The 16,050-nt window shown below is 72.0% G+C and carries 14 protein-coding genes; 8 read left to right on the top strand and 6 right to left on the bottom strand.

Translation table 11 applies throughout. The annotated features are described in order from the left end of the window. Positions 1-1,071: 1,071 nt before the first annotated feature. Positions 1,072-1,452 carry a hypothetical protein gene (locus ABZT49_RS33465; protein WP_355292822.1) on the bottom strand — a complete coding sequence of 127 codons (381 nt, stop codon included), beginning with the start codon at positions 1,450-1,452 and terminating at the stop codon, positions 1,072-1,074. Positions 1,453-1,966: 514 nt separating this feature from the next. Here ABZT49_RS33465 and ABZT49_RS33460 point away from each other — a divergent pair. Both ABZT49_RS33460 and ABZT49_RS33455 read left to right on the top strand, forming a co-directional pair. Further along, entirely contained in the window at positions 1,967-2,257 is a 291-nt protein-coding gene (locus tag ABZT49_RS33460) for a hypothetical protein (RefSeq protein WP_355292820.1), read from the top strand. A 132-nt stretch (positions 2,258-2,389) separates the two neighbouring features. After that, positions 2,390-2,638 (top strand): DUF6894 family protein, encoded by a 249-nt coding sequence (locus tag ABZT49_RS33455; RefSeq protein ID WP_355292819.1) that lies wholly within the window; start codon positions 2,390-2,392, stop codon positions 2,636-2,638. Between the two features lie 29 nt (positions 2,639-2,667). Here ABZT49_RS33455 and ABZT49_RS33450 read toward each other — a convergent pair whose 3' ends face one another. Together ABZT49_RS33450 and ABZT49_RS33445 are read right to left on the bottom strand one after the other, a co-directional pair. Next, positions 2,668-3,138, bottom strand: coding sequence for an MgtC/SapB family protein (locus ABZT49_RS33450; protein ID WP_355292817.1), 471 nt, complete (start codon positions 3,136-3,138; stop codon positions 2,668-2,670). Positions 3,139-3,212: 74 nt separating this feature from the next. Then, positions 3,213-4,328: a GGDEF domain-containing protein gene (locus tag ABZT49_RS33445; protein ID WP_355292815.1), complete on the bottom strand. Its 1,116-nt coding sequence runs from the start codon at positions 4,326-4,328 to the stop codon at positions 3,213-3,215. A gap of 359 nt (positions 4,329-4,687) precedes the next feature. Here ABZT49_RS33445 and ABZT49_RS33440 point away from each other — a divergent pair, with 359 nt between their 5' ends. From ABZT49_RS33440 to ABZT49_RS33425, 4 genes are all read left to right on the top strand, one after another. Beyond that, positions 4,688-5,137 carry a helix-turn-helix transcriptional regulator gene (locus ABZT49_RS33440; RefSeq protein ID WP_355292813.1) on the top strand — a complete coding sequence of 150 codons (450 nt, stop codon included), beginning with the start codon at positions 4,688-4,690 and terminating at the stop codon, positions 5,135-5,137. Positions 5,138-5,235: 98 nt separating this feature from the next. Then, on the top strand, positions 5,236-6,414 hold the full coding sequence (metK, locus tag ABZT49_RS33435; protein ID WP_355292811.1) for a methionine adenosyltransferase: 1,179 nt from the start codon (positions 5,236-5,238) through the stop codon (positions 6,412-6,414). 57 nt (positions 6,415-6,471) lie between these two features. Then, positions 6,472-7,173: a tRNA (guanine(46)-N(7))-methyltransferase TrmB gene (locus ABZT49_RS33430; protein WP_355292809.1), complete on the top strand. Its 702-nt coding sequence runs from the start codon at positions 6,472-6,474 to the stop codon at positions 7,171-7,173. Between the two features lie 222 nt (positions 7,174-7,395). Then, positions 7,396-8,778 (top strand): leucyl aminopeptidase family protein, encoded by a 1,383-nt coding sequence (locus ABZT49_RS33425; RefSeq protein ID WP_407943629.1) that lies wholly within the window; start codon positions 7,396-7,398, stop codon positions 8,776-8,778. Between the two features lie 12 nt (positions 8,779-8,790). Here ABZT49_RS33425 and ABZT49_RS33420 read toward each other — a convergent pair whose 3' ends face one another. Together ABZT49_RS33420 and ABZT49_RS33415 are read right to left on the bottom strand one after the other, a co-directional pair. Beyond that, positions 8,791-9,765 carry an EcsC family protein gene (locus ABZT49_RS33420; RefSeq protein WP_355292805.1) on the bottom strand — a complete coding sequence of 325 codons (975 nt, stop codon included), beginning with the start codon at positions 9,763-9,765 and terminating at the stop codon, positions 8,791-8,793. A gap of 92 nt (positions 9,766-9,857) precedes the next feature. Then, entirely contained in the window at positions 9,858-11,192 is a 1,335-nt protein-coding gene (locus tag ABZT49_RS33415) for an AmpG family muropeptide MFS transporter (RefSeq protein ID WP_355292803.1), read from the bottom strand. A gap of 265 nt (positions 11,193-11,457) precedes the next feature. On the opposite strand from ABZT49_RS33415, the gene ABZT49_RS33410 reads away from it, so the two are divergent. Both ABZT49_RS33410 and ABZT49_RS33405 read left to right on the top strand, forming a co-directional pair. Continuing rightward, a complete protein-coding gene (locus ABZT49_RS33410; protein WP_355292801.1) occupies positions 11,458-12,549 on the top strand; it encodes a PAS domain-containing protein in 1,092 nt (363 codons plus the stop codon). After that, a complete protein-coding gene (locus ABZT49_RS33405; RefSeq protein WP_355292799.1) occupies positions 12,546-12,962 on the top strand; it encodes a response regulator in 417 nt (138 codons plus the stop codon). Before ABZT49_RS33410 ends, ABZT49_RS33405 begins: the two co-directional genes overlap by 4 nt. 146 nt (positions 12,963-13,108) lie before the next feature. On the opposite strand, the gene mutS is transcribed toward ABZT49_RS33405, so the two are convergent. Further along, positions 13,109-15,892, bottom strand: coding sequence for a DNA mismatch repair protein MutS (mutS, locus tag ABZT49_RS33400; protein WP_407943628.1), 2,784 nt, complete (start codon positions 15,890-15,892; stop codon positions 13,109-13,111). Between the last annotated feature and the right edge of the window lie 158 nt (positions 15,893-16,050).

The following is a 16,050-nucleotide window of genomic DNA, read 5'->3' as shown; positions in this document are numbered from 1 at the left end:
CTCGCAGACTTGGTCAGGCAGACCTCACCAGCCTGACCGCCCGCGATTTTGCCCCGGTTACGCTTCGCGATTGCAACGCGATCGTGAAGTGCTCTAGGCGTCGCTGCTCTGCTGCAAGGCAATCTCGATGGCCCATCCAACGATTCTATCGATTGGCATCAATTGGAAAACGATGATGCTCGCGCTAGTGATCGTATCACTATACGTACTACGCATCCCCGTTGCAGGCAGCGATTTATCAGGACAGGGCCTAGAGCAAATCAACTATAAGGGATGCACTGCTGTAATTTGGAGAAATCCAGTGACGGGCCACAACGAGGCCCGGCGTGGACATCTCGACCCGAACGGCTTCCCGATTTGCAACTGAATGTGGCCGCCCGTGATCCATCATCTGGCAACCTGGGCGATCGGATCGACGTGCACCCGGCCGAAGCCGATATCAGTGCTCCTGATGGGGCGAAAGGGCGGGCCTCGAGGCAGCGCGGCGCCGGATCGTGACCCCTCGTCTCCGGAAGGACGGGACGTCGCGGCGGGCGAGCCCGTCTCCTCGTGATACCGACGAGAATCGCGCATCCCGGCTGTTCCGTTCCGGGCCCGGAACCAGTCGGCCGGCCGCACGTTTTCGAGGCAGCAGCGGATTCCCCAATCCCCGATGACAGCGCGCCCGCCGAGGTCCTAACCCTCCGGCGGGCGTTCTGCGTGTGGTGGCGCCCGGCATCAGTCCGCCGACCCGATGATGAGACCGACGGTCGCAACCGCAGCGATTCGAGCTTGAGCGTGACCCCGAGTCCTCACTCCCGCCTTGTTTGCGGCGCCTCCTGCCCCCGACACGGCCGCCGGCGACGCGGCCCGAACCCTTCAGCGAGGCGGCACCATGCGTTTCATCGGCATCTTCGGCGCTCTCCTCTCCGTCATCCTCGTCCTGACGGTCGGCGCGCTGTTCAACCTGGTGGCGGCGCCGTTCCGGGCGGCCCTGGCCTTCCGGCGGGCCTGACGCCGCCGCTCCCCGCCCCGGTCCGCGCCGCCCTCACCGGTCGGGTCGCGCCATCGAGGCGGGGGCGCATATCCGCGTTACACGCCGGCCCGGACGAGCCAGATCGCCGCCGAGAGGCCGACGCCCGCGACGCCGATGAAGCCGAGATACAGGGCCAGGGTCGGGTCGACCCGGTTATGCGCGTAGCCCGGCTTGCGGGGAGACAGGCGCCACCTCTCCTTGATCTCGGCGAAGCGGGCCCGGGCGATGTCCTTCGGCGAGAGGGCATTGCCGCCCGCCTCCTCGCAGGTCCCGAGCATCGCCATGCCGGGATCGAACACCTCGACCTTGTCGCCGCTGCGGCCGGAATCGATGTCGCCCTTGAGCATCGCCGTGTTGGGCTTCGGCGCATCGACCGGGGCGGGCGGATCGGCGCGCTGCGCCGACAGGTGCGGGGGAACGTCGGTGTCGTAGCTCATGCGGCTCGCTCTGGCATTTGGCCCGGGCGCTTGGTCGAGGCGCTTGGCCTGAGCGCTCGGCCCTGACTGTCGGCCCTCGCGATCGGGAATGGCCCCGAGGCTCGGGAGGGCGGCTATGGCGGTACTACGCTCGCCACGCTGCGAAGTTCGGAGCGGGGCTGCCGGCGGCCTGCGACACGACGACCGCCCGCCTCCCGCCGGGACGGACCTCAGGAACGGTCGGGTTCTCCGGGGCGTAAGCCTCGCACGGAACGATGCGGCGCAACATGAGTTGGTGCATTGCAGCATCGCGGCTCTTCCGCGGTGCTGCTGCCCTCCTAGGGCGTTTCCTCCCTGACTGAAGCCGCTCGTGAGGGCGGCTTCTTTTTTGGGTGCGAGGGGACCGAACTCAGCGGAAAGGGTTCGGGTGATCGTACCGTCAAGATCGCGGTACCCCGCGGCGCGATTTCGCGCTATGGGCAGCGAAGCGCGGCCGGTCCCGGCCGATTCTCTCACGCTCGTTGCTCTCGCCATCATGGTTCACGACGGCCCTTCCCTTCCGGGAACCACGCTCCAGGGAGCCCCGCTCCAGGTCGAGTTGGAGGAAGTCGCGCCGGGCGAGTTCATCATCTCGGTCGTCTGGCGCGAGAAGAAGCTCGGATCGCTGTATCTCAGGGGCGACCGCGCGGAGGCGGAGGCCTTCCTGCAAGCAGCCCGCCAGCGCATCGTGGTGTCGATCGCCGGGGATGCGCCGAGCGACGTCGACCGGACGGTGCAGCGCGAGCTGATCGACCTGAGCCTGAACCTGCAGCAGCCCCGCGGCTGACCGCCGACGCCGGCCCGGCGGCGCGGTCGTCGGCGCCCGGTCGGTCGACGCGGCCACCTCTCGCAGCGCCGGGAACCTTTCTTCGCGTGGTCGGTAGAGTCATCTACCAGACATTCGAAGAAGGTTGACCCAATGCCCTGCTACTACGTCGACAGGTTCGACGGCATCGTGGTCTTCGACGACATAGGGGTCGAACTGCCTGATTTGAATGCGGCGCGCGACTACGTCCGAACCGTGCTCACGGAGATGATGAGCGCCGAGCGAGCGACCGGAGAGGCGGCACGCTGCCGCGCCGCGGTGCGGGACGCGTCGGGCCGGCGCGTGCTGGAGGCCTCCCTCGTCCTGACGATGTCGCCGCAGGCGGCACCCGCAGCGCCCTGACATCGCCGGCCGGCCCCGCGCAGGGCCCGTCATTCTCGTTCGTCCGCTCGCTCCTCCGCCCCGCTGCGCCTCCTCCGCCCGTCGATGGCCCGATCGATGACGCCGCCGAGCATGAGGGTGGCGAGAAGGAAGCCCGTGCCGAGCGCCAGCGGACGATAGGCGCCGAGGCCGCAGACGATGCCGAGGGCCGCGGTCACCCAGATCGCCGCCGCGGTGGTGAGGCCGTGCACCCGGCCGCCGCTCTCGCGCTTCACGATCACGCCGGCGCCGAGGAAGCCGATTCCCGTGATCGTGCCCTGGATCGCCCGGCTGGCATTCGCGTCGGTCCCGTCGCCGGAGAAACCGGATCCCGCCAGGGTCACCAAAGCCGCGCCGAGGGCGACGAGGCCGAGCGTGCGCACGCCCACGGGCTTCGAATGCATCTCGCGGTTGATGCCGACCAGCCCCCCGGCGAGCACGGCCGCGCCGAGGCGCAGGCAGATCTCGGTGGTCGAGAGCATCGCTCAGGGCCGCCGGGACGAGGACGGAGCTGGGGGGAGAGCGGGGAAGAGAGCGGACTGCGCCATGACGATCCTCACGCGGCCCTGTCGCGGCCCGTCGCCTTGGCGCGGTAGAGGGCGTCGTCCGCCCGCGCCATCGTGTCCGCCAGCGTCCGGTCGTCGGGCCGGCTCAGCGCCACGCCGAGGCTTACCGTCCAGGCGGGCGAGCCCGGCATCTCGCGGGGCGCGATCCTCACCCGCTCGGCCAGGGCCAGCGCCTCGGGCAGCGTCGTGCCGCGCAGCACGACCGCGAACTCGTCGCCGCCGAGCCGGACCACGAGGTCGCGCGGCGAGGGCAGCCGGACCGTGACGAGGGAGACCAGCGCCTTGAGCACCGCGTCGCCGGCGGCGTGGCCGTGGCCGTCGTTGAGCGCCTTGAAGTGGTCGACGTCGATCAGGACCACCGCCGTGCCGGCCGGCGGGGCGCCCGGCATGCCGGCCGCGAGCCCAGCCCGGTTCACGGCGCCGGTCAGCGGGTCGCGCTCGGCGAGCAGGCGCAGCCGCGCCTGGGCCCGCTCGCCCGGCATCGCCAGGAGGCCGAGATTCAGGAGGCCGAGCAGGAGCTGGTCGGAGAGCATCGGCAGCAGGGCGGCGAGCTCCAGGCTGCCGAGTCCGATCGCCTCGAACGCGAGGCCGGCCGCGTAGGACGGCAGGTAGCCGAGCTGGGCCACCCCGGCGATGCGCCGCCCCCGGCTCGGCACGGCTGCGCGGCCGAAGAGCAGGATGCCGCCGACGACCGCGGTGTTGATGGCGATGAGCAGCGTCGCGAGGAGACGGCACGGCCACGCCGCCGCCTCGCCGATATCCAGGCCCAAACCGGCGAGCGGCAGGGCGTAGGCGAGGCCCGGCGCGAGGCCCAGGCCCCACAGCCAGGCCGGCGCGCCGCGCCGCCCCTCGAAGAGCTGGACGCCGGCGAGGATGAGCGTGCCGGTGATGCCGAGGGCGGCGAAGAGCAGGGCCGTGACGAGGGGGTGGGTGGAGGCCGCGAAGCCGGCCAGGATCGCCGCGTAGGCGGCCGCCCCCGCCGCCCAGCACGGCCAGTGCGTCTCGTCGCGGCGACCGGCCCACAGCACCAGGAACACCGCCGCGAAGGCGCTGGTGGCGAGCGAGCTGCACAGGCGCAGGGTCGCGATATCCGGCAGGGACGGCATCGTTGGGCGGATCGGCTCCGGGCGGCACGCTGCCTCTTCTTCCCGGCCAGTCGTTAAGGCCGGGTATGGGCTCGCCCGGCGCGACGCGATCCGCGACGCGCAACCTCGATTCCTGTGCCGCGATCCGCGGCGCGCAACCTCGGTTCCTGCGCCACCATCCGTGGCCTGCACGACCCCGATCCCTGCGCCGCCAGTCGCGGCCCGCGCGACCCGATCCTCACGCCGCCATCCGCTATGACGAATGAAGCGTTCGCCGGAAACGCGGGCATTTACGCGATTGCAACGATCGGGAATCAACAATCACCCCGTCGCCTTCCACGCCGCGGCGCGACGCGCGGGCAGACCTGCGAGCCGAGGAGATGGCCGGGAAACCTGCGGATTACCGCGACGTCCATATCGGCAGCCTGATCGAAGAGCGGCGCCTGCGCGCGGGCCTGAGCCGGGAGGCGCTGGCCTCCCCGCTCGACGTCTCGCTCTCGCAGCTCGGCAAATACCTGAAGGGCGCCAACCGCCTGAGCGCCACCGACCTCGACGTCGTCGCGCGCGTGCTCGGCGTGCCGGTCGGGTATTTCTTCGAGTCCATGCCGGGCCGCGACGCAGGCCAGCCCGGGCTCAGCGACCGGCCGCAGGCGCGGCTGGAAGCGCTGGAGGCCTGGACCGGCTTCGCCGAGGCCGTGGCCCGGGCCGCCGACACCCATCTCGACGGAGATCGCCGCCAGGCCCTCGGCAGCCTCGTGCGCGCCGTCGACCATGCGCTCTCGGGGCCACAAGCGTTCGATAAAGCGAACGGCTCCGGTCCGTCGGATTGACGTTCGGAATTCCGGCTGCCAGAACCCCGCGATCGAAGTGTCGGGCTTCGTCGGCGCACGCGCCGCGCTCGACGAGATCGTTGAGGGCTCCGCACGCCATGCCGCGTTCCAACTACCTGTTCACCAGCGAGTCGGTCTCCGAGGGCCATCCGGACAAGGTCTGCGACCGGATCTCCGACACCGTGGTCGACGCCTACCTCGCGGTGATGCCGGAGGCGCGCCTCGGCGTCGAGACCCTGGCGACCACCAACCGCATCGTCATCGCGGGCGAGGTGCGCGGCCCCGACTCTGTCACCTTCCGCGACCTTGAGGAGCTGACCCGCGCGGCCGTCAAGGACATCGGCTACGAGCAGGACGGCTTCCACTGGAAGAACAACGACGTCGCCATCTACCTGCACGCCCAGTCCGCCGACATCGCAGTCGGCGTCGACGCCGCGGGCAACAAGGACGAGGGCGCGGGCGACCAGGGCATCATGTTCGGTTACGCGACCGACGAGACCCCCGCCCTGATGCCGGCGCCGATCTACTACGCCCACAAGATCCTTAAGGACTTGGCCGATGCCCGCAAGGGCGGGGTCGGCCCGGCGGCCAAGCTCGGCCCGGACGCCAAGAGCCAGGTCACCGTGCGCTACGTCGACGGCCGCCCGGTCGAGGCGACCCAGATCGTGCTCTCGACCCAGCACCTCGACGAGTCGCTCGACTCGGCCGGCGTGCGCGCGATCGTCGAGCCCTACATCCGGGCGGCGCTCCCTGAGTCCTGGATCACCGACGGGACGGTGTGGCACGTCAACCCGACCGGCAAGTTCGTGATCGGCGGCCCCGACGGCGATGCCGGCCTGACCGGCCGCAAGATCATAGTCGACACCTACGGCGGTGCCGCGCCCCACGGCGGCGGCGCCTTCTCGGGCAAGGACCCGACCAAGGTCGACCGCTCGGCGGCCTACGCGGCCCGCTACCTCGCCAAGAACGTCGTCGCCGCCGGCCTCGCCCGCAAGGCCACGATCCAGCTCGCCTACGCCATCGGCGTCGCCAAGCCGCTGTCGATCTACGTCGACCTGCACGGCACCGGCGAGGTCGACGAGGCCAAGCTCGAGTCGGTCCTGGGCCAGCTCGTCGACCTGTCGCCCCGCGGCATCCGCACCCATCTCGGCCTCAACAAGCCGATCTATGCCCGCACCTCGGCCTACGGCCATTTCGGCCGCGAGCCGGACGCTGATGGCGGCTTCTCGTGGGAGCGCACCGACCTCATCGGCCAGCTCAAGAGCGCGCTCGCCTGATCCGGCGCCCCGGTGCTAACGGGGCGTCCACACGCCCCTTTTCGGCACCGGGATACCATGGACGATCACGACACCGACGCGGCGCCTGAGCGGGCCCGCGCCTTCTACGGGCGGCGCAAGGGTAAGCGTCTGCGTCCCGGCCAGGAGGAGCGCCTCGCCGCCCTCCTGCCCCGCCTGCGCCTGCCCGAGAATGGCCCCCTCGATCCAGTCGCCCTCTTCCCCCGCCCGGTCGCGGAGACCTGGCTCGAGATCGGCTTCGGCGGCGGCGAGCACCTCGCGGCCCAGGCCCGGCTCAACCCGGGCACCGGCATCATCGGCTGCGAGCCCTTCGTCAACGGCGTGGTGAAGCTCCTGCGCACCCTCGACGACGAGGCGATCGACACCGTCCGGCTGTGGGACAGGGACGCGATGGAATTGCTGCCGCGGTTGCCCGATGCCAGCATCGGGCGGGTCTTCCTGCTCTATCCCGATCCCTGGCCGAAGCGCCGGCAGCGCAAGCGCCGCTTCGTCTCGGACGAATCCTTGCGCGAGATCGCCCGGGTACTGGTGCCCGGCGGCGAGTTCCGCTTTGCCTCGGACATTGACGACTACGCCGGCTGGACCCTGGCGCGGGCCGCGAATTGCCGCGCCTTGCGCTGGACCGCGACCCGCAGCGCCGACTGGACCACGGCCTGGCCGGAATGGCCCGGCACCCGCTACGAGGCCAAGACCACGGCGGAGGGGCGGCGGCCGACCTACCTGACCTTCGAGCGTGTCTAGAGCATTTTCCGACGAAGCGGACACCGGTTCGTCGAAGACAATGCGGCAAAATCAAAGATCTAGAGAGCTTCGCGATGGCAACGCGATCGTGAAGTGCTCCAGGGGCCGCGGGACCACGCCAGGGCGGTCCTGCGACGGCTTGCGTCACGCCCCGAGTGCAGGCGGCCCGAGCATTGACAAGCGCCGCGTCTTGGCTCCCCCTCCGGCCTTTCGATGGAGGGGATGCCCCGCGTGACCACGCTCCTGCCCGCGACCGAGGACGCCATCCCGATCCGCTGCGTCGACGCCGCCGGATGGCCGGCCGTGGCGGCCGCGCTGCCGCCGCTGGCCGCCGCCTTCGCGAAGGCGTCCGAGTTCGAGGCCAAGCCCGGCCGGACCGCCCTGCTGCCGGGGCCGGACGGGGCGCTGTCCCTGGTGCTGTTCGGGGTCGAGACTGGCCGGGCCGATCCCTTCGCGGTCGGGCGCCTCCCCGATGCCCTGCCCGAGGGCACCTATCGCCTCGAGAACCCGCCCGGCGATCCGGCTCTCGCGGCGCTCGCCTGGCGGCTCGCCGGCTACCGCTTCGGCCGCTACCGCGAGCGGCCGGCCGTGAAGGCGCGGCTGGTGGCGCCGGACGGCGTGGATGCCGCGGAGATCGACCGCATCGCCGACGCGGTGGCGGCCGGCCGCGACCTCGTCAACACGCCGGCGAACGACCTCGGCCCGGCGGAGATCGAGGCGGCGGCGCGTGCCCTGGCCGAGCGCTTCGGCGCGTCCGTCAACGTGATCTCCGGCGAGGCGCTGGAGCAGGGTTTCCCGCTCATCGCGGCGGTCGGCCGGGCCTCGCCGCGGGCGCCGCGCCTGATCGACCTGACCTGGGGCGACCCGGAGGCGCCGCGTGTCACCCTCGTCGGCAAGGGCGTGGTGTTCGATACCGGCGGGCTCGACATCAAGCCCTCGGCCGCGATGCTGCTGATGAAGAAGGACATGGCCGGCGCCGCGGTGGCGCTCGCCGCCGCCGAGATGGTGATGGGAGCCGGGCTCCCGATCCGCCTGCGGGTGCTGGTCCCAACGGTCGAGAACGCGATCGCCGGCGACGCCTTCCGCCCCGGCGACGTGCTGGCGAGCCGGCGCGGGCTCACCGTCGAGATCGGCAACACCGACGCGGAGGGGCGGCTGATCCTCGCCGACGCGCTGAGCCTCGCCGACGAGCAGGAGCCCGAGCTGGTCTTCGACTTCGCGACGCTGACGGGCGCGGCCCGGGTCGCGCTCGGCCCCGACCTGCCGGCCCTGTTCACCGAGGACGACGCGCTGGCGGCCGAGCTGACCGCCACGGGTCTCTCGGTCCACGATCCGGTCTGGCGCATGCCGCTCTGGGCGCCCTACGCCTCCTTGCTCGATTCGAAGATCGCCGACCTCAACAACGTCTCGGGCGGCCCCTTCGCCGGGGCGGTGACGGCGGCCCTGTTCCTGCGCCGCTTCGCGCCGGCGGCGAAGGCCCATGTCCATCTCGACCTCTACGGCTGGAACCCGAGCACGAAGCCCGGCCGGCCGGAGGGCGGCGAGGTGCAGACCGCGCGCCTCGTCTACGCCCTGCTCAAGGGCCGCTACGGCGCGCGGGGATGAGCGACGGCGAGGCTACGCCGTGCCGAGCGCCGCCCGCTCCGCCTCAAAGGCCTCCCGCACCACCGCCTTGCCGTAGCGGCGCTCCAGCCGCCGCACGGTGAAGTGGCCGCGGGCGACGGCCTGGAAGTGGTCCATGAAGGCGGTGTTGACAGCCGCGCCTCCGAGGGCGCCGAGCACCGGCACCGCCTGGGCGGCGAGCTTCTGCGACACCACGCCCCCGAAGCGGGCGCCGACCTGGCCGGCGAAGCGCATCAGCGCCGGCGCGCTCTCGTCGAGGAGGCCGCGGCCGGCGGCGTAGCGGGCCGCCTCCGACATCGCCTTGGCGAGCGCGCCGCGCACCGCGAAGTAGCCGCTCTCGGCCGCGGTCCCGGCCGTCCCGTCGCCTTGCGCGGGGCCGCGGCCGCCCAGCGCGAAGACCTGCATGCAGGCGAGCGCGGCCTCCGGATTCCCCAAGTCCTCGCCCTCGCGCTGGGCGATCTCGGCAATCGAGCGCAGCATCAGGGTGGTGGAGAGCGGCAATTCGACGGCAAGCGTCGAGAGGCCGAAGGCCCCCCCGATGGCGCCCGAGACCGCCGCCAGCGCCTTGTGGCCGCGGTCGCCGGGCGGGAAGCGCTCCAGGAGCTCCATCGCCCGGGCGCGCCAGGACGGCGAAAGGTCGGGGCCGAGCGGCGCCAAAGCTCCCTCCGAGGAGCCGCCCTCCGAGGAGGAGTCCGCCGCCTTCGGCAGGGTCGCGAGCGCCACGTGCAGGGCGCCGCGCATCGCCGTCTCGGTGGCGTGGCCGACCGCGTCGACGACGGGGGCCGGCAGGGCGCGGGTGATCAGGTCGAGGGGGGCGCCGGCCATGGACGAGAGCCGGCCGGCGAGGCTCGGGCGCTCCAGGGACGCGACCGCCCGGCGCAGGGCCGCGCGGTCCTCGGCGCTCAACGGCTCCGGCGCCCCGACCGGGACGGGGGACGGGGCGGGCTCGACGGCGACGATCTCGGACACGGGCGCTCCCTCGCGGACAGACAGGCTCGGGATTAAAGCTGGGGCGCCGGGGGCGGGTTCCGCAAGGGGCGGCCGGAGCAGGGCGCCGGCCCTCAGGCCCGGGCCGGCAGTTCCTCCGGCACCGGCTCGATCTCGCCGGGCAGCATCCGGAGCCCCAGGCACAGCAGGGTCACCGGGATGCCGACGGCCGCGGTCATGACGAAGAAGGCCGGGTAGCCGAGCGACTCGACGGCGAAGCCCGACAGGCCGCCGACGAACTTGCCCGGCAGGGCGTAGAGCGAGGAGAGCAGCGCGTATTGCGTCGCCGCGAAGGCCGGCGAGGTCAGGCTCGACATGTAGGCGATGAGTGCCGTCCCGGCGAAGGCGCCGGCGAAGTTGTCGATGCTGATGCTGGCGACGAGCAGCGGCAGGTCGTGGCCGGCGAGCGCCAGCCAGGCGAACATCAGGTTCGAGGCCGATGCCGCGATGCCGCCGATCAGGAGTGCCGGGTAGAGGCCGAGCCGGCTCACCGCGATGCCCCCCGCGAAGGCCCCGGCGATGCCGACCCAGACGCCGTAGACCTTCGAGACCGTGGCGATCTCCGACAGGGAGAACTTCATGTCGATGTAGAGCGGGTTCGCCATGATGCCCGAGACGATGTCGGGCAGGCGGTAGACGGTGATGAGCGCCAGGATCAGCACCAGCCCCGAGCCCTTGCGGCGCATGAGATCCGCGAAGGGATCGACCACCGCCTCGCGCAAGCCGTGGCGCCAGCCGCGCCGCGGCCCGGGATCGCGCCCCGGCACCTTCGGCGCCGCGAGCGTGCCGGCGATGGCGAGGAGCATCAGGAGCGCCATGCTGCCATAGGCCGGCGCCCAGCCGAAGGCATCGGCGACGAACAGCGCGCCCGCGCCGGCGCAGATGCGCGCGAGGCTGTAGCCGAGCTGGTAGGAGGCGAGCATCATGCCCTGCCGCTCGGTCGGGGCGGAATCGATGCGCCAGCCGTCGACCACGATGTCCTGCGTCGCCGAGGCGAAGGCGATGACGAGCGCACAGAGCACCGTGTAGCCGAGGTCGCCCGCCGGATCGCCCCGGCTCATCGCGACCAGGCCCGCCGCTACTGCGAGTTGCGACAGCAGCATCCAGGCCCGGCGCCGGCCGAGCCACCGCGACAGCACCGGCAGGTCGATCCGGTCGATGACGGGCGCCCAGAGGAACTTCAGCGTGTAGGCGAGCGAGACGTAGCTGAGGAGCCCGATGCTCGAGCGCTCGATGCCGGCGCTGCGCAGCCAGGCCGACAGGGTGGCGAAGACGAGCAGGATCGGCAGCCCGGCGCCGAAGCCGAGCACCAGCATCATGGCCATCCGCCGGTCCGCCGCCACGTCCCGCAGGGTGGCACGGGTGCGGGCGAGCCAGCCCGTGTCCTCTCTCCCGGCCGTCTTGGTCATCGCGCTCGTCGTCCTCTCCGGCCTGCGGCCACCGCCGCAGAGTCGACCCCAGCATGTGGGCGGGATCATGATGGATGAAGAATTAACATTGCATCCACCGCAGCTTACGTGACCATCGGGAACCCCGCCCCGGGTCGCGGGTTCGCTGAGTGGAACGGGGCCACGGCCCCGCTCCGCCGCGGATCGTCCCGGCGGAGCCGAGCCGCGGACGGGCGGGTTGCGGATGATCGGTTTGAACGCTCCGAGGCAGGCCGGGACGAGGGCGATGCGCGTCGAAGAGTCGTCTCTCCACGGCGCGTCGTCCCTGGATGCGCCCTTCCTGGCCGCCTTCCGCGCCAGCGCGACGCCGATGGTGATGACCGACCCTGCACTGCCCGACAACCCGATCGTGTTCGCCAACGACGCCTTCTGCCGGCTAACCGGGTACGCGGCCGACGAGGTGGTCGGGCGCAACTGCCGCTTCCTGCAGGGCCCCGACACGGACCCCTCGGTGATCGACCTGGTGCGGGATGCGGTAGCCCGGGGCGAGCCCGTGCGGGTCGATCTCCTGAACTACCGCAAGGACGGGCATCCGTTCTGGAACGACATGACCCTCACCCCGGTGCGGGACGAGGCCGGCACCCTGCGCTCCTACTTCGCGGTGCTGACCGACGTCACCCGGACCCGCCAGGCCGAGCGGACGCTGTCGCGGGAGAAGGACGGCCTCGCCCAGGACCTTGAGGCGCGCAACCGGGCGCTCCAGACCGCCCTCGACCAGCAGACCGCCCTGCTGCACGAGGTCGACCACCGGGTGAAGAACAACCTCCAGGTCATCTCATCCCTCGTGCTGCTCAAGGCGCGGCGCGCCCGCGACCCGGCCTGCCGCGACGTGCTGCGCAGCATGGCCGACCGGATCGGCGCGCTCGCCACCGCCCACCGCCTGCTCTACGCGGTGAGCGACGTCGCCCGGTTCGACCTGCGCGACTTCGCCGCCGATTTCGCCGCCGACCTCGAAGCCGGGCTCGACCCGGACCGCATCGCCCTCACGGTCGACGTCGCGGCGGTGGCGGTGCCGGCCTCGATGGCCGCACCCCTGGCGCTCCTGGTGCACGAGCTCGCCGTCAACGCGGTCCGGCACGGTTTCCCGGGCGACCGCAGCGGCCATGTCGCCATCACGGCGCGAGCGGAGGGCGGGCGCCTGATCCTCGACGTCCGCGACGACGGCGTCGGACTGGGCACGCAACCCGACAACCCCGAGGGCTTCGGCCGCGACCTCGTCGGCATGCTGGTGCGCCAGCTGCGCGGCAGCCTCGCCTTCGAGGATCTGGGTCCCGGCACCCGCGCCCACGTGGTCCTCCCGCTGGGCGGCGGGCATTGAGCGCGGGGGGCCTGCGGGTCCTGATCGTCGAGGACGAGGCGTTCATCGCCCTCGAACTCGAATGCCTCCTGGAGGAGGCCGGCTACGTCCCGGTCGGCGTCGCCACCCGCTCGGGCGAGGCGATCGCGCTCGCCCGCGACCTCTCCCCCGACATCGCCCTCGTCGACATCCACCTCGCCGACGGCCCGACCGGCGTCGCGGTAGCCCAGGCCCTGAGCGCTCGGGCGGGCACCACGGTTCTGTTCACCACCGCCAACGCCAAGCGCGTGCCGCCGGATTTCGCGGGAGCGGCTGGGATCATCGCCAAGCCCTATTCCGAGCGGGTGATCCGGGCGGCTTTGGATTACGTGGCGGGGCGATATCACGGCGGGGCGCCGGCGGAGGCGCCGGACGGGGTGGTGCTGGCGCCTTGAGGCCGCGGGGCGCGAGGCCGGCGATGCTTCACATTCTTATCCGGACCAGCCACAGCGCCGGGGTCGACAATCCGGCATAGATTGCCGGTTTCGAGACCGTGCAGCTGCCGGGAAGGCCCGAGAAGGTGCGCAGCACCAGCGCCTATTTAGCCCCCGGTTCTGGCCGCCTTGAGCCGATAGAGCGCGTCCAGCGCCTCCCGCGGGCTTAAACAATCCGGGTCGATCCCGTCGAGCAGCAGGCCGACCGGGTCGGGCGTCTCCACCACCACCGGGGCCGGCGGCGGGGCGGCCGGCATGGCGGAGAAGAGCGGCAGCTCGGCGGGGGCTTTGCGCCGGCCAGAACCGCCCTCCCCCCGCTCCAGCTCGGCGAGCAGCGCCTTCGCCCGGGCGATCACCGGGGCCGGCAGGCCGGCGAGACGGGCGACCTGGAGGCCGTAGGAGCGGTCGGCGGCGCCGGGCACCACCTCGTGCAGGAAGACCACGTCGCCCTTCCACTCGGTCACCTTGAGGGTGGCGTTGGAGAGCCGGTCGAGGCGCTGGGCCAGCGCGGTCAGCTCGTGGAAATGCGTCGCGAACAGGGCCCGGCAGCCATTGGCGCCGTGCAGGTGCTCGAGGCAGGCCCAGGCGATCGAGAGGCCGTCGAAGGTGGCGGTGCCCCGGCCGATCTCGTCGAGCACCACGAGCGAGCGGCGGGTCGCCTGGTTGAGGATTGCGGCGGTCTCGACCATCTCGACCATGAAGGTCGAGTGGCCGCGCGCCAGGTCGTCGGCGGCGCCGACGCGGGAAAAGAGCCGGTCGACGAGGCCGAGATGGGCGCAAGCCGCCGGCACGTAGGCGCCCATCTGGGCGAGCACGGCGATGAGCGCGTTCTGGCGCAGGAAGGTCGACTTGCCGCCCATGTTCGGGCCGGTGACGAGGAGGATCTGGCCCGCCTTGTCGCCGGAGAGATCGCAGGCATTGGCGATGAAGGCCTCGCCGGCACGGGTCAGGGCCGCCTCGACGACCGGGTGGCGCCCGCCCTCGATCCGGAAGGCGAGGCTGTCGTCGACGACAGGCCTCGTCCAGTTCAGCTCGACGGCGAGTTCTGCGTGCGAGGCGGCGACGTCGAGCGCCGCGAGCGCGCTCGCCGCCGCGACGATCGAATCGGATTCGGCCATCACGGCCTTGGACAGGGTCTCGAAGATCTCGAGTTCGAGGGAAAGGCCGCGGCCTGCGGCGTTGGCGATCTTCGTCTCCAGCTCGCCCAATTCGACGCTGGTGAAGCGCATCGCGTCCACCATGGTCTGGCGGTGGACGAAGGTGGCGCGCCAGGGATCCTTCAGCAGGGTCTCGCCGAAGGCCTGCGGCACCTCGATGTAGTAGCCGAGCAGGTTGTTGTGCTTGATCCTTAAGCTCCGGCAGCCGGTCTCAGACGCGTAGCGGGCCTGGAGCCCGGCCACGACCTGGCGCGAATCGCGCTGGAGCGTGCGGGATTCGTCGAGCTCCGCCCGGTAGCCCTCGCGCACGAAGCCGCCGTCGCGGCGCTGGAGCGGCAGGTCGTCGGCGAGCGCCCCGGCCAGTTCGTCGGCGAGCCCCTCGTCGAGCCCGGCGAGGATGCGGGCGGCCTTGCCGATCTCGCCCGGCAGCGCCCCGGCCCCAGCCAGCGCCGTCGCGATGCCGCGGGCGGCGAGCAACCCGTCGCGGAGCGCCGCGAGATCGCGGGGACCGGCGCGGCCGAGTCCGATCCGGGTCAGCGCCCGGGCCATGTCGGGCGCGCGGGCGAGCTCGGCCCGGAGCTCGGCCCGCAGGCCACCCTCGCCCACCAGGAACTCCACCGCGTCGTGGCGGCGCCGGATCAGCGCGAGGTCGGTCGAGGGACCGGCGAGCCGCTCGGCGAGCAGACGCGCGCCGGCCCCGCCCACCGTGCGGTCGATGGCGGCGAGCAGGCTGCCCGCCCGCTCGCCCGAGAGCGTGCGGGTGAGTTCGAGGTTCTGGCGCGTCGCCGCGTCGATCATCAGGCTCGCGCCGGCCGCCTGGCGGGCCGGCGGGCTTAAGGTCACCTTGGCGCCGAGCTGGGTGCGGGCGATGTAGTGCAGGACGGCGCCCGCCGCCGCGATCTCGACGCGGCTGAAGCTGCCGAACCCATCGAGGGTCTGGACGCCGAACTGCTCCTTCAACGCCCGCTCGGCGGAAGCCGGATCGACGTCGCCGCGGCCGACCGGCGTCACGGCGGCGCGGGTGTCGCGCCACAGGCGCGCGAGGTCGGGATCCTGGTGGATGGCGTCGGCCATCACGATCTCGCGCGGGTCGAGCCGGGCGATCTCGGCGGCAAGCCCCGCGCCCTCGACCTCGCCGAGGGAGAAGCGCCCGGTCGAGATGTCGACGGCGGCGAGCCCGTACGTCCAGGCCGAATCCGAGGCGCGCCGGCGCGAGAGCGCCAGGAGCACGTTGGCCCGGCCGGGATCGAGAAGGCGGTCCTCGGTGATGGTGCCCGGTGTCACGAGGCGCACCACCTCGCGCCGCACCACCGACTTTCCACCGCGCTTCTTCGCCTCGGCCGGATCCTCGGTCTGCTCGCAGACCGCGACGCGATGCCCGAGGCCGATCAGGCGCTGCAGGTAATCGTCGGAACGCTCCACCGGCACGCCGCACATCGGGATGTCGGCGCCGCCATGCTTGCCGCGGCGGGTGAGCACGATGCCGAGTGCCCGCGAGGCGATCTCGGCGTCCTCGAAGAACAGCTCGTAGAAGTCCCCCATGCGGTAGAACAGCAGGGAATCGGGATTGGCCGCTTTGATCTCGATGTACTGCGCCATCATCGGCGAGACCTTGGCCTCGTCGTCGGGCGCGGACGCGCGCCGGCCGCGAGCGGGCGGCGGCGGCGGCGCCGCCTCGGCGAGGTCGTAGGGCTCGTCGCGCAGGAGGCGGCCGGTGTCGCTGTCCATCGTCATGAGATCTCGGGCCGGTGACCTTGGGGCTGTCGTCGGATCCGCGGCGATCCTGGTCGGCAAGACTAACAGAGGCCGGCGCCCACGCTCCAGACCGGCATTGCGGGGAAGATGGGGATGGTCGTCCCCGCCGAAAATGGCGCCAGACTGCTCGTTGGCGC

The sequence above is a fragment of the Methylobacterium sp. EM32 genome, assembly GCF_040593685.1.
In the GTDB taxonomy this organism is placed as follows: domain Bacteria; phylum Pseudomonadota; class Alphaproteobacteria; order Rhizobiales; family Beijerinckiaceae; genus Methylobacterium.
This window is presented reverse-complemented; position numbering and strand designations above follow the sequence as displayed.

Coding starts and splice junctions, on each gene's coding strand:
- ABZT49_RS33465 (WP_355292822.1), bottom strand. CDS start 1,452: ATGAGCTACGACACCGACGTTCCCCCGCACCTGTCGGCGCAGCGCGCC.
- ABZT49_RS33460 (WP_355292820.1), top strand. CDS start 1,967: ATGGTTCACGACGGCCCTTCCCTTCCGGGAACCACGCTCCAGGGAGCC.
- ABZT49_RS33455 (WP_355292819.1), top strand. CDS start 2,390: ATGCCCTGCTACTACGTCGACAGGTTCGACGGCATCGTGGTCTTCGAC.
- ABZT49_RS33450 (WP_355292817.1), bottom strand. CDS start 3,138: ATGCTCTCGACCACCGAGATCTGCCTGCGCCTCGGCGCGGCCGTGCTC.
- ABZT49_RS33445 (WP_355292815.1), bottom strand. CDS start 4,328: ATGCCGTCCCTGCCGGATATCGCGACCCTGCGCCTGTGCAGCTCGCTC.
- ABZT49_RS33440 (WP_355292813.1), top strand. CDS start 4,688: ATGGCCGGGAAACCTGCGGATTACCGCGACGTCCATATCGGCAGCCTG.
- metK (WP_355292811.1), top strand. CDS start 5,236: ATGCCGCGTTCCAACTACCTGTTCACCAGCGAGTCGGTCTCCGAGGGC.
- ABZT49_RS33430 (WP_355292809.1), top strand. CDS start 6,472: ATGGACGATCACGACACCGACGCGGCGCCTGAGCGGGCCCGCGCCTTC.
- ABZT49_RS33425 (WP_407943629.1), top strand. CDS start 7,396: ATGCCCCGCGTGACCACGCTCCTGCCCGCGACCGAGGACGCCATCCCG.
- ABZT49_RS33415 (WP_355292803.1), bottom strand. CDS start 11,192: ATGACCAAGACGGCCGGGAGAGAGGACACGGGCTGGCTCGCCCGCACC.
- ABZT49_RS33410 (WP_355292801.1), top strand. CDS start 11,458: ATGCGCGTCGAAGAGTCGTCTCTCCACGGCGCGTCGTCCCTGGATGCG.
- mutS (WP_407943628.1), bottom strand. CDS start 15,892: ATGACGATGGACAGCGACACCGGCCGCCTCCTGCGCGACGAGCCCTAC.